Origin of the sequence: Caldithrix abyssi DSM 13497, assembly GCF_001886815.1 — a bacterium.
GTDB classification, from domain to species: Bacteria; Calditrichota; Calditrichia; order Calditrichales; family Calditrichaceae; genus Caldithrix; species Caldithrix abyssi.
In genome coordinates, this window is the sequence record NZ_CP018099.1 from 3,599,646 (window position 1) to 3,612,766 (window position 13,121).

General features: G+C 43.3%; 9 protein-coding genes. All 9 read right to left on the minus strand.

Annotated features, from left to right (window positions below):
- Positions 1-86: 86 nt before the first annotated feature.
- Positions 87-1,841, minus strand: coding sequence for an aspartate--tRNA ligase (aspS, locus tag Cabys_RS14035; protein WP_006926768.1), 1,755 nt, complete (start codon positions 1,839-1,841; stop codon positions 87-89).
- 129 nt (positions 1,842-1,970) lie between these two features.
- A complete protein-coding gene (locus Cabys_RS14040; protein ID WP_006926769.1) occupies positions 1,971-3,083 on the minus strand; it encodes an AgmX/PglI C-terminal domain-containing protein in 1,113 nt (370 codons plus the stop codon).
- Between the two features lie 20 nt (positions 3,084-3,103).
- A complete protein-coding gene (locus Cabys_RS14045) occupies positions 3,104-3,562 on the minus strand; it encodes an ExbD/TolR family protein (RefSeq protein WP_169313607.1) in 459 nt (152 codons plus the stop codon).
- Positions 3,563-3,612: 50 nt separating this feature from the next.
- On the minus strand, positions 3,613-4,167 hold the full coding sequence (locus Cabys_RS14050; RefSeq protein WP_006926771.1) for an ExbD/TolR family protein: 555 nt from the start codon (positions 4,165-4,167) through the stop codon (positions 3,613-3,615).
- Positions 4,168-4,191: 24 nt separating this feature from the next.
- Positions 4,192-4,848 carry a MotA/TolQ/ExbB proton channel family protein gene (locus Cabys_RS14055; protein WP_006926772.1) on the minus strand — a complete coding sequence of 219 codons (657 nt, stop codon included), beginning with the start codon at positions 4,846-4,848 and terminating at the stop codon, positions 4,192-4,194.
- 21 nt (positions 4,849-4,869) lie between these two features.
- A complete protein-coding gene (locus tag Cabys_RS14060; protein WP_006926773.1) occupies positions 4,870-5,187 on the minus strand; it encodes a hypothetical protein in 318 nt (105 codons plus the stop codon).
- A 1-nt stretch (position 5,188) separates the two neighbouring features.
- On the minus strand, positions 5,189-9,832 hold the full coding sequence (locus Cabys_RS14065) for a tetratricopeptide repeat protein (protein ID WP_169833719.1): 4,644 nt from the start codon (positions 9,830-9,832) through the stop codon (positions 5,189-5,191).
- Positions 9,833-9,906: 74 nt separating this feature from the next.
- Entirely contained in the window at positions 9,907-12,537 is a 2,631-nt protein-coding gene (locus tag Cabys_RS14070) for a tetratricopeptide repeat protein (RefSeq protein ID WP_006926776.1), read from the minus strand.
- A 165-nt stretch (positions 12,538-12,702) separates the two neighbouring features.
- Positions 12,703-13,110, minus strand: coding sequence for a F0F1 ATP synthase subunit epsilon (locus Cabys_RS14075; RefSeq protein ID WP_006926778.1), 408 nt, complete (start codon positions 13,108-13,110; stop codon positions 12,703-12,705).
- Positions 13,111-13,121: the final 11 nt, after the last annotated feature.

The following is a 13,121-nucleotide window of genomic DNA, read 5'->3' on the forward strand; positions in this document are numbered from 1 at the left end:
TACAATTTTCTATTATTCCGAAAGTAACAAAATTATCTATTTTTGTCAAGAATAAAAATAAATTTAACACAAAGTTACTGTTGCTTTTACCGTACTTTAATATGCAATTCGGCCAACTGTTCTTCGGAAACTTCCGAAGGCGCTCCATCCATTAAACTCAAAGCGGAGCTCGTTTTGGGAAAGGCAATTACATCCCGAATGGATCCCGCTCCGGTTAACAGCATCACCAGACGATCGAGCCCAAACGCAATGCCGCCATGCGGCGGAGCGCCGTACTCCAGCGCCTGGAGCAAAAAACCGAATTTGGCTTCGGCCTCTTCTTTGCCGATCTTTAACACTTCAAACATCTTCTCTTGCAGCGCTCTCTGATGAATACGAATGCTTCCGCCGGCGATTTCGTTTCCGTTTAACACCAGGTCATACGCCCTGGCCAGCGCTTTATCCGGTGCTGTATCCAGCAATTCCAATTGATCGGTTCTGGGACTGGTAAAAGGGTGGTGACGGGCCACATAGCGATTTTGCTCTTCACTCCATTCCAGCAGAGGGAAATCGACGATCCAGGCAAATTCGAATTTTTGGTCGTCTAAAAGATTTAATTCGTCAGCTATTTTTAGTCTTAATTGCCCCAGCACAGAATAGGTCGTTTCGTATTGATCGGCCACAATCAGCACCAGAGAATTGTTCTGCAAATCCATTTCCTGTTTCAAATTTTCCAGTTCATTCTGGCTTAAAAACTTTGCGACACTTCCTTTGAATTCATTATTGTTGTAGATGAGGTAGGCCAGTCCTTTTGCGCCAAACTGCCTGGCGTCTTCCGTTAAGCGGTCTATTTTTTTGCGAGAAAAACCATCCGCCGGGTGAATGGCAATGGCCGCCACACGCCCGCCGTTCTCGATTACATTTCTAAACACTTTAAATTCGGAGCTTTCAAACACCGAATTGAGGGTTACAATGGGAAACCCGAACCTCAAATCCGGCTTATCGTTGCCGTAAGTTTCAAAGGCCTGCTTAAAGGATAATTTGCGAATGGGAAGCGGCACATCTACATTTAATATTTTTTTAAACAGAATTTTTATTAAGCGGGCTGAAACATCCATCACATCATTTTCATCCACAAAGGACATTTCCACATCTATTTGTGTAAATTCCGGCTGCCGATCCCGACGCAGGTCTTCATCTCTAAAACATTTTACGATTTGAAAATAGCGATCGTACCCGGCGATCATTAACAACTGTTTGTAAGTTTGAGGCGATTGTGGCAGGGCGTAAAACCTACCGGGAAAATTGCGACTGGGCACTAAAAAGTCTCGCGCGCCTTCGGGCGTACTTTTCATTAAAAATGGCGTTTCAATTTCCACGAATTTTTCATCATAAAAGAAATTTCTTACGATTTTGTACACTTCGCTTCTGACGATCAGGTTTTGTTGTAAGCGAGGACGGCGCAAATCCAGGTAACGGTACTTTAGCCGAATATCTTCGCTGACTTCGATTTGATCGTTGATTTCAAAAGGCGTTGTTTTTGCTTTGTTTAAAATTTCCAGTTTTTGAACATGAACTTCAATTTTACCCGTGCGCATTTTGGGGTTAATCGCTTCCGGCGGTCTTCCGACCACGATGCCCTCTACGGCAATCACATCTTCATTACGCAGATGCTTGGCCGTTTCGTAAGCCCGGGGATTGGTCTGTGGATTAAAAACAATCTGCGTCAGACCGTAGCGATCGCGCAAATCAATAAAGATCAATCCGCCATGATCGCGCCATTTATTTACCCAACCATTTAAAACAACCGTTTTGTTTATTAAACTTTCATCCAGCTCGCCGCACGTAAAAGTCCTTTTCATTTTTTCTCCAAATCCTATTTAATTCAGCTTTATGAATAAAAATTGGTTTTAAATATATTGTAATTCTGTTCATTTCACAAATAAAAAAAGCCACCCGCAGGTGGCTTTTTAAGAATTAATGAACAGATATTACTTGGTGAAGATAAATTTCTGTCGAAAGATGGCTTTACCTTCTTTTGGATCGATGGGATCAAAACGCCAGCTGCGGATGCGGCGTGTAATACAACTTTCCACCCTGCTATTTTTCAGAGTAGATTCAATAATCCGTACATTGCTTACTCGCCCATTAGGTTCAATGGTGAACATAACCGTTACGCTGCCCCTAAGATTGGGATTTAATTTAGCAACACGCTTGTAACAATCTTCAATAGCGCTTTGATGTTTATTGATAACGGCAGAGATAGCGTCCGCGGATCTGGCGGTAGAGCGCGAGGCTTTGCCGGTTACCGTACCTTTGGAGATTTTCAGGGAGAAATCGCCCTGGCGGCTCAGGTCATAGGAGGGTTCCTGTCCGATACCGCCGCCGATGATATCGTCGATCGCCGCTCCCTGCTGTGCGTCTCCGCTGCCAATGCGCCGTGCGCCCACTCTGGAGCGCTGTTGAGCTGCGCTGGCTGTTTGCAGGGTTTGCGCGCCGCTTAAAATTTGATCAATATCGGTAACGCCGCCGCCGCTAACGGCATCGTCCAAAACGCCCGCTTCTGCGGCGCCCGTGCCTCCTTCTCCGCCGGCGGTCAACAGGGCTAAAACGCCGCCGCCAGCAACCTTGGAAGCAATGGCCGCCCGCTGTTGGGCTCTGGAAGCCTGGCTTCGCGCCCGGCGATTGGCCCGCTGAGAAGCAGACTCACCACGGCCTTCTGCGCGCTTGCCGCGATCTTTCTGGGCGCGCACATCCGGCTTTTTCTCAACTTTCTCTTCGACCGGGGTATCTTCGATTCCCTGACCAACGCCTGTCTCGGCTTCCGCTTCTACTTGCGGAGGTTCTTCGGCTACCAGTTCTACCTTGTAAATCTTACGCAGGTATTTTTCTTTAATGGCCTGGTCAACTTTTTCTTTAGAAAACTCTATATTCGACAAATAAATAATACTGCCATAAACAAAAGCCAACGAGGCAATTAAGATAATGTAGAACCGCCGATCCAGCTCTTCCCAGATATTCCGTTCAAATTCTTTGGGAAAGCTTTTTAAAGCTAATTCTTTCCGTCCTCCCCCGGCGCTGATATTTTTATTTAATGCTTGCATACGCCACTCTTTTCTGGATTTTATGATTCACCTTTTTTAATGGTCAATAAACGCATCTTATAAAATTCAGATTTACTGCAAGTGAACATAACCTTGAGCAACAAGTCATAGGGTATTTCCTTATCCCCTTCTATGATCACTTCGTGGGAGAATTCTTTTCCCACCTCCCGTTCCAGCTCTTTTTCCTTTTCTGCGTATTTCTGGAGTTCTTCGGCCAGCCTGGGGATGAGCATCATATCCGCCCTGACTTCATCATTGTCCAGTACCTTTTTGTCATTCACCAGAATTTTACTTTTAGCGATACTAACCGTTAGCTGTTTGGATGGTTTGGTACCGATTACCGAGGTCGGCAAATGCAATTCCTGCGAAGGCGTCACAATCGCTCCGGAAGTAGAAAACGTTTTCAATAGAAATAGCAGAATGATGGTCATCATATCCATCATCGAGTTCAAATTAAGCGTGCCCTGTTCTTTGGACATGTGCCTTTTTATTTTTGAGGGTTGAAAAGCCATATTTTACTTACCCTTTTTTATAGTACTTTTGAAAAGTTTACTTCTGGGAATAACGGTTGAACCTTGTTGTTCTCGTCAACATAGGTCTGGATATTATCCATCACTTTGATAATGACTTCGTACTTTATCGTGGGCTCAGCGGCTAAAATAACGCGGTTTTCATCCGCAAAGCCCTGGCCTGCAATTTTCTTTTTCAGTTCGATTAGTTTTTCGCGAAGAGCCGCGAAATCATATTCTCCTTCTGGAGTTTTTTTGACCGTCGGGCCTTCACCCTGATCGTCGCGCAGAATACCGAATTCATTTCCAATGGTAATGCCCTGATCCGTAATGATTAACTTTAAACGCAACAACTTTTGCTTTTCTTTATCTTCCAGGAGATTCTCTTTACCTGCCTGATTACCCACCGAGGTTTTAGTCGGGGGTAAGTTAATTTCAATCATATTCAGCTTTACAAATTCTGCGCCGGCAATCAGCAGAGGAATCAATACGACCATCAGGTTCATGACAGGTCGTATATCTAACTCCATCTCAAGCTCTTCACCTCTTCTACGCTTAGATGGTTCGTATGCCATGAGCTATCACCTCAATTTTAATGATTAACGATTGCCTGTGATCAGATTGATTAATTTGACCAGATGTTCGTCCAACTCATCAATGATTTTATTGGTTCTGTTGGAGATGTAGGTGTAAGCCATCAATGTCGGGATGGCGACCATCAGACCAAAAATCGTTGTGTTCATAGCGGCCGCAATACCCTGAGCCAGCAGGCGCGATTTATCTTCTTCCGATACCGCGTCGCTACCTACCGCAGCGAAGGAAATGATAAGACCGTAAATCGTTCCCATAAGACCGGTCAGTGTAGCCACATTGGCTAACATTGCCAGATAGCTGGTTCGTTCTTTTAGTTTGGGGATCACTTCCAGAGTGCCTTCATCGACGGCGTTCTGAATGGCCCGGAAATCCAGTTGTTCGCTTTCATTGGCTCGTTTCAAACCACGCAGTACCACAAAGGGCAGCGCTTTTTGCTTACCTTTTTCGCACAGTTCAATTGCTCTTTCAATGTTTCCGCCGGCAACCAGTTTACGAATTTCGGCCATAAATTTATCCGCATTCACATTCGAACGTACGAGAATAAAATAAAACCTCTCGATAATAATTGCCAATGCAACCGCCCCAAAAAGAGCAATAATCCACATGAAAACATAACCTTCGCTTGAGGTTTTAAATGCATTTCCAAATTGAGCTAAGAACATGGAACAATACCCTCCTTAAATTTATCTTAACGTTTTCATTAACTTGTCAATGTCTATTCTTAAATATTCGGCCATTTCTGGTCTGGCCTTTAAGTTTATCTTTTCATCTTCGCCAATTAATTCTTTTTTAAAAGAACGGTCTAATTTAATCTCATCAAAATCGGGTTTAATCCGTTTGGTGATTAACTGAACCTGCGGCGTCTCAATCTTAACGCGGATCTCGGTGGCCCCTAAATCAATGACCTCCGGCTGGTTTGCGCTTTGCTGCTGAGGTTGTTCCTGAGCAAACAGCAAGCCGCTCCATATCAAAGTTAATAATATAAAAGCCGGTAGCTTCATTCTAAAATTCTCCTTTTAAAGCAATTCTGTTTTTATGCAGAGTATTAATCCGTTTTAATATTGCAGGATCAACCACAATGCGTTTTTCCGTTGCTTTTGCTTCTGCCGCTTTCAGTATATCCGCCGGCAAATTCTCGATATAAGCGTACAATTTAACCCCGCCTCTGGTCATATCTTTGTCTTCCACGTCAATTGCCAGAACATTTTTACCCTGCTTTAAATAAAATTCAAAGGTAAAGAAATCTAACGTGTCAAGCACGGAATAATCGTTCTTTTCATCATCCAATAAGTACTCGCCATTCAGATAAATTCTAAAATCATCGTCGGCGGTTACATAAATATTGCCCGCAACCGGTTTGCCATCGAGGTAGAACGCTTTTCTGAAAAATACCAGCGTATCCAGCTCACCTCCGGCAATATTTGTAGAATCGGAAAAGAAAGCAGAATCTTGAGCGGAGAAACTTAAAGTGTCCAGCGTCTGAAATCTTGTCCAGATGGCGTCAGGATTTACCCCCAGATCGGCAAACTGGTTATCATAACTGACCAGTACTTCGGGCTTCAACCAGTCAGAATCATCGAAATCAACCTGGTTCCACTGTTCGGGATAGTAAACGGTCGAATAAACCCATGTTGAATCGGTCTGGATTACAATACGTTCTTTCTCCACTTCTTCACTATACGCTAAAGGATCCAGCTTGATTAATTTAAAGATCAGCTTATTCACCCAGATATTCTTAATATCATACGTTTTTTTCATCTCGTATGCCAGGTCAAGAATATCTTTGGAATAATTGGTAAACTGCACCAGATAGTTTTCGAAAAAGCCGGCGGCGTCGTCATAATTGTAGTTTTGCGTGGAGTCAAATTTAACCTGATAATAGTCAACTTTTTCTTTGGCCTCGTCCGCTTCCTTGCCCATTCGATCGGTAATTTCCACAGCCAGGCGAATCATGTTATTTTTGGTGGTTTTAATCAGATCATTTTGAATATTGTACTGTAAAGCCAGCTCTAATGTTTTTTGATACGATTTAATGCTGGATTGGCTTAGTTCATTGCTAAAATCGATCATCTGGTTGGCGTTGTTATCAACCGCATAATAATCTTCGCCAAACTCGTTAACCTCGCCATAATCTTTTTCAATAAGATCGATTAATTTTTCAATCTCAGTTTTATAATTATCAATGGCGTAATGAGCCAGGGCTTCGTATTGTTCAGCCAGCACATTAGAGATCAGCAGAATCTGGCGTTTGGACTCTTCCACATACTTATTAGATAAGCCCAGTTCTTCTGATTCCTGGATATTGCGTAAGTGGGCTTGAATCGATTTTTGAACGGCCGGTTTGGCTGCTTTATCAAATAACTGAACTTTGAAGAGAATGATTTCTAAAGGACGTTGAAAAGGCGCCTTAATTTCCAGCGTATGGTACAAACTGGAGGCTGTAATTTCGGCTTCTTTAAATAGCAATTGCGATATTTTACTCTTTGCCTTTTCATGCCATTTTATGGCTAACTGTCTGGCCGAATCAATTTCTGCCACACGCGTAACCATAACGTTGGAGGCTGTGTCGGCCTGGGCTGTTACTTCTTCTTCCGGTTGCGTCAAATCGATGCCCAATTTTTCGGCAAGAGCCGGAATAACCTGAATAACATTTTTATACTCTTCAACAGCCCTGTCGTAAAGCTGGTATCCCTGCTCATTAATCTTAAGCTGGGCCACAAATTTTTGATCGGCATTCAAATTAGGATCAATTTCCTGAGAGATATATTTGTCGGCAAACTCTTCGAATGTTTTGGCAATATTAAAGGTGGCTTCAAAGCTACGCGGAGAGGCGTAGGCAATAACCTTACGATAGGTTTCATTCAGTTCTTTCATTAACGCTTTAAGTTTATTCAAATTAGCCTGAATGTTTTGCGGCGGTTGTTTTAGCTCGATACTTAAGAAATCCTGATGCAGAATTTCGGCCATTAAATTAACCGCTTCGGCCGCAATGTAAGCATTGGCATCCTTACCAGCTCTTTGCAGAGCCTCGCTTTTTTGAATGGCTTTATTCAACTCAACTTTTGCCTGTTCAGGCATGCCGTTTTCATAGTAATATTTGCCGCGCTCATAAAAGGCCGTAACCGTACGCGGATCGTCGGGGAATTTGTTGGCAAATTCCTGATAAATACGATTGGCTTCCGCCAGGTTGTTAAGCTTAAGATATAAACTGGCATTCTGGAAGAACAAATCCGTGGCATAGGGCAGATTCGGGAAGCGCGTAATATACATATCGTTTACGCGAATGGCATCCTCCCAGCTTTCGCCTTTCTGGTAATAGACGCTGGCATTATAAAGCGCAGGCTCGGCGTTGGGCGTATCTGTGTAGGTATTGTAAATGCGTTCATACGTTTTTGCCGCATCTACATAATTTTCCATTTCCACAAAGTTTTTGGCCATATTTTCCAGCGCAGGTATGGCATATTTAGAATCCGGATATTCGGTGGCTAAAATATTAAACGACTCGTTAGAACGCACCCAGTCCTTGGCTTTCTGAAAATTCAAACCGCTATTAAACAGGGCGGCTTCCACCAATTTTGGGTCGGCCGGAGCTTCCTGATAAACGCGTAAAAATTCCATACCGGCATTGAAGAAATCTCCTTGCTGCTCATAATATTCGGCGTTTTTGAAGATGGCCTGCCCCATTCTTTTAAGGGCGAATTCTTTCTGCTCTTCCGGCAGGTTTTCTTCGGCCAGAATGCGCCTGGCGATGGCTTCACTGTCTTTAAAACGTCCCAGCGCAAAATAGGAATCCATAATCGAGCGTAAGGCCAGGCTTCGCTCCGCCGCATTGGGAAAACGTTTTACAAGGGTCTGGAAATAGACCTTGGCCTCGGCAAACATTTTGTGATTGTAGAAAATTCCACCGGCTGCGGCCAAAAAATTAGGCGCGTAATCGCCATAGGGGAACAGACGTAGATAATTGTTGTAGGCTTCTATGAGCATTGATTCTTCGGGCGATAGCTCCTCCGGAATGAGTTCCTGCGGATTTGCCAGATTAAACTGCGTGGTATCATTCCTTCCAAATCGCATTTCAACCAGGGTATCGGCCACAAATACGGCGTTTAACGCCGCCTGATGCTGGTGCTCGGTTTCCAGGTAATCATTACTCACTTTGATGTACTCTTCGAATGCGTCTTTAAAGCGATTAAGACGCGTATCTAACATGTAAGCATAAGACCAGTTGACCTCATAAGCGTTGGAATCTGCCGGGAAATAGGTAAGATAGGTTTCGCAATGCTTTGCAAACTGCTCATACAAAGGCGTGGCGTCTTCGCCGCTGGCGAATTTTTCTTCCGCTTTTTGCAAATCGATAACCAGATTGGTGCGCAGCGCCGACTCGCTCAATTTGTAGGCTTTATTCAAATATTGAACTTTATTTAAGTTGTCTGAATTTTCAAGTTTTTGATACCATTCGCTCTGCGGATTATATTTTTCGAATAACTCGAGTCGCGCCTGGTAAGCTTCTTCGTCTTTACCCATCTGATAGAGTACATCGACGATATGTTGCTGAATTTCGGGGGCGTTTTCGTAGTAAGGGTACATTTCCAGCAGTTTAGTATAGGCGACGATTGCTTTTTCCCCTTCATCGATTCGTTCATAGGTTTCGCCCATTGCCTTAAAAATTTCCGGGCCGTATTCCCGATCCCCAATTTTTTGCAATAGCTCGGCGGCTCTTTCCACGCCGTTTTTGACGTAATTTTCATCGGTCAGGCTAATGCCAATGTATTGCACGGCCTCATGAAAAACTTCCGGATTGGAAATTTCACCGTTTGGATCGTATTTTCGGGCCTTTACAATGTCATCGGCAACGGCAATAAAATAGAGGATGGCGTCGTTGTAGTATTTGGGATCGCGAGAGGCTAATTTGTAGTAACTCCAGCCTAATTTGTAAAGCGCTTCATCATAGCGTTTGGACTTTTTATAACGCAAAACATTTTTGTACAGCTGAATCGCTTTTTGCAGTTCGATGACGATTTGCTGTTCATCTTTTTTGTCTTCTCGCGGCGCAAAATAATATTCAGCCAGGCGCATATAGGCTTCCGGGGCAAAAGGACTTTCGGGATATTTTTCCACCACTTCGCGATAAACTTTTCGGCTCTCTTCCCCGCGTCCCATACGTTCTAACAGCCAGGCTTTAGTGTACAGGGCGGCATCCGCATATTTACTGGTAGGAAATTCCTTTAACAAACGATCGTAAAGTTCAATGGCTTTGGTATAATCAACGCTCGGGAATTCCGGTGCGGTGGGTTCTTTTTCGATTTTTCCCTGGTCAAACAGAGCTAATTGACGTTCGTACTCGTCTAATTTTTTATCGTATTCATCCACTTCTTTTTCATAGGCGCGTTCGGCATCTTCAATATAATATTCGGCCAGGCGAATATAAACCACATCACGGTTCCTGACTTTGCGGCCTTCTTCTTTCAGAAAATTTTCGCCCCATTCAATTCCTTCAGACAGATAGTCTTCTCCCTGGTTCTGCAATTCCTGAGCTTTAGATTCAAAATACTTTTTTATTTTAATTAAATCTTCCAGCGTCATTTTATTAAACAGCGTGTCCACCGGAGAAAATTGCTCCTGTTGCGCCCATAAAGGACTAACGACCAAGCATATAAGCAGGAAAAAATATTTTACTTTCATTGCCTTACATTCGACCTGTTTTTGACCAACCTACTAATCAATTATTGTTGATTTGTTTTTGTTTCACCTGTTTGCTCTGGCTTTTGAGGCTCCGGTTCGTAAATGATCTCCGTATCATGGGTATCAAAATAACTCTCTTCAAATTGCCTCATCAACTCTTCTCTTTTACGCAGTCGTTCCTGTCGGCGCACTTTTCGGGTCATCACAACGATTGCATTGTTGATTTGTTTTATTTTGTGTTCGATGTTCTGCCGGCGTAATTCCAGAAATTTATTAATCGCTTCGATTTTGCGCTGCATCTCTTCGATCTGACTGGAGGTCATGGTTTTGATGTTGAATTTAACATTGGTCAAACCAAATGCTCCAAAATCGCTCCATTTGTTTAAATTGATGGCGCTTTTCATTATATCGGATTTGTACGATTGCGTTTCCAGAAAATCGATTTTATTCAATAAATCCTGAAATCGTTCTTTACTCAACTCCAGGGCGACGAGCTTTTTGTAGTTTTTTTCCTTCCGGGCTTGATTGATCTGGATATCCAGCTGACTGAGCCTTTTTATAATTTCCTGCCGTTGCTGTCTTATTTCCTGGCGCATTTTAAGGATTTCTTTGTTCCGATATTCGATAACGCTTTCTTTTCTGGCCAGTGGATGAACGTCAAAATAGTTAATGCCTAAAATTTCAGGAGAGCGATCGATGCGCAGATTATTCAGGGCCTGATAAATTCTTAATTCCATGTTCTCGATCTTTTTGTACAGGTCTTTGCGCTGGCGTTCTTTGGCAATCTTTTTTAATCGTTGCAACTCTTCTAATTGCTCTTTCAGCCGATCCATTTCGTTCTGCACGGCGAAACCATGGGAGCTCAAATCCAGATACCTGAAGCGCAGGTAGGGTTTGTAAAGTCTGGTGCGCAATTTGTATGCTCTGGTAAAAATCTCTGGTTTCTCTTCGGCCAGGCCTTTTTCTTCGATCTTCTTCGCCAGGTCCAGATATTCTCCCAACACTCTGGTCTCTTCGTTAATTTCATCGGACAGCTCTTTAACGTCTCTGGCTTCAAACACATAGCGGTAATTTCTTAGAGCGGCATTTACTTCATTTTGCTGTTGCTGCACATAAGCCAGCAGGGTTCTGGCCTCAAGCAAATAATCAGAACCATAAAAGGTGTCTATCAAAAATTCCAGATACTCTCTGACGGCAGAAAAATCACGATCGCCGGCATAAGGCTTTTCCATTTCTATCTTAAAGTGCGCCCAGGCATAACCGAGCAATACACGATCGTACTGAGAGAACGACGGTGAGATTAAGTTAAAATAGTCGATCGCTGACCGATAGTTCCCCAGTTCATACTGAATTAGCCCCAATTTTAGCAAAACCTTATCACGAAAATCCGGCTCCAGGTGGTGATTAAAGGCCAGTTCTTTTAAGATTCTTTCTGCCTCAATATAATTTCCCACGCCAATATAGGCTTCTGTTACCAGATACAGGGCTTGCGAATAAAAAGGAGAGGAACGGCCGATCCGATTTAAAAAGCCAATGGCCAGGTCATATTTTTTAGCTTTTAAAGCGGCTGCACCGGCTACAAAAGTCACTTCATCATAAAGCGCGCTGCCCTGCACGCCGGTCTGCACAAATTTTTGATAATACGCCACCACCTTATCGTAATTTTCGAATTCATTTTCAATGCGCATCAGGTATTTATAGGCCTGAGGAGCAAACGGCGATTGAGGATAATCGCGCACGAGTAATTCAAAATCGGTGCGCGCCGCAGGATAGCGATCCAGCAAAAAGTTGCACAGGCCTTTGTAAAAACGCACGTCATCTAATTTGCCAATAAAGGTGTAGGTGTTTAAAATTTCGCCGAAAGAGCGCTCGGCCAGGTCATAAAATCCAAAATTAAACGCTTCGGCCGCGTGCCGCAATTCCCGCTTGAACATTCGCTCTCGCTCTGTTGCCGAGCCGTCTTTAAGTAAACGTTTTTTAATAATTAAAACATCGGTCCAGCGCAACTGGTAATTAACGCGTTCGGTCAATTCCCACTCTTTGTAAAGATCATAGATCGTTATGCGCTTTGCGCCGCTGACGGCAGACGCCTGGTAATCTTCGTAGCCCAGGGTAGCCAGCGACTGTTTGGTTAACTTCTGTTCTGTCTTTTTTAAATCTTGCGTGAATTCCGTGTCTTTATCGATCTGGGCGTTGGGGTCCATCTTGATCATTTCTTCGGCCACATAGAGTAGCTGAATGGCATCTTCGATGGCTCGCTGGCGCTGAAAGTCCACTTTGCCCATTCTCAACGTTTCGTTAATCGTGTTTTCCACGCGCTCCAAAAACTCATTTAAGCGGCTCGAATTGTATGGTTTTAAACGTCTTTTAAGCGCTCTTACTTCTGCCAGCCTTTGCTGAAGAAGCTCAAAATAATTTTTACGGAACGTTTCCACGCCCGTGACTCTGGCCCTGATTTCCTCATTCAACATTCGTATTTGCTGAACGAGAAACCGTTCCTGACCAATAGAGCTGGCGCTTAACTTGGCAATTAGTTTATCCACATAATGCTGTAAAGCCGAGCGATAAAGCAACTCCTGCTGAGAAGGAACTGTTTTTTGCTCCTGAGCAAAGGAAAGTGAAAGAAAAATAAGAAGAGCGCTAAACACGAGGATTGGGTTTTTGCGTATCATAAGAAAACCTAACCTTAAATTCTGTATTAGCCTGTCAAGACTAAATTTACAATTATTTACGGCGCATGCAAGAAAAATAAACTTTTACCTTTTTAATTTTATCGTTTTTTAAAAAATTACTGCCGTATATAATCGAAAATAAACCTGAATTCTTTAATATAAAAATTACTTTAATTGAGCGACTCTTAATCGGTTTAGCGCTTTTGCAAGTGCTAACTGTGCACGGGGAATGTCAATATCGGCGTGTTTGCTGTGAAGTCGTTGTTCTGCTCGTTGCCTGGCAGCGTTGGCACGTTCAACGTCAATATCTTCGGCGAATTCGGCGCTCTCGGCCATGATCTTTAACGCATTGTCTTTAACTTCGCAATATCCGCCATTTAAGGCAATATAGCGCTCTTTTCCATCTTTAAGCAAAACCTTTAGCGGGCCGATTTCTAAAACGGAAATAAGGTTCGCATGATTGGGTAAAACCTGAAATAATCCTTCATAACCGGGGAGAGTACAACTACGTACTTCTCCCCGATAAACTTCGCCAAATGGAGTAACGATCACCAGTTCAAATTCCGTTGCCATCAATACGTTCC

Bases quoted from the DNA above. Each gene is read 5' to 3' on its own strand.
- aspS (WP_006926768.1), bottom strand. From the start codon at position 1,841: ATGAAAAGGACTTTTACGTGCGGCGAGCTGGATGAAAGTTTAATAAAC.
- Cabys_RS14040 (WP_006926769.1), bottom strand. From the start codon at position 3,083: ATGCAAGCATTAAATAAAAATATCAGCGCCGGGGGAGGACGGAAAGAA.
- Cabys_RS14045 (WP_169313607.1), bottom strand. From the start codon at position 3,562: ATGTCCAAAGAACAGGGCACGCTTAATTTGAACTCGATGATGGATATG.
- Cabys_RS14050 (WP_006926771.1), bottom strand. From the start codon at position 4,167: ATGGCATACGAACCATCTAAGCGTAGAAGAGGTGAAGAGCTTGAGATG.
- Cabys_RS14055 (WP_006926772.1), bottom strand. From the start codon at position 4,848: ATGTTCTTAGCTCAATTTGGAAATGCATTTAAAACCTCAAGCGAAGGT.
- Cabys_RS14060 (WP_006926773.1), bottom strand. From the start codon at position 5,187: ATGAAGCTACCGGCTTTTATATTATTAACTTTGATATGGAGCGGCTTG.
- Cabys_RS14070 (WP_006926776.1), bottom strand. From the start codon at position 12,537: ATGATACGCAAAAACCCAATCCTCGTGTTTAGCGCTCTTCTTATTTTT.
- Cabys_RS14075 (WP_006926778.1), bottom strand. From the start codon at position 13,110: ATGGCAACGGAATTTGAACTGGTGATCGTTACTCCATTTGGCGAAGTT.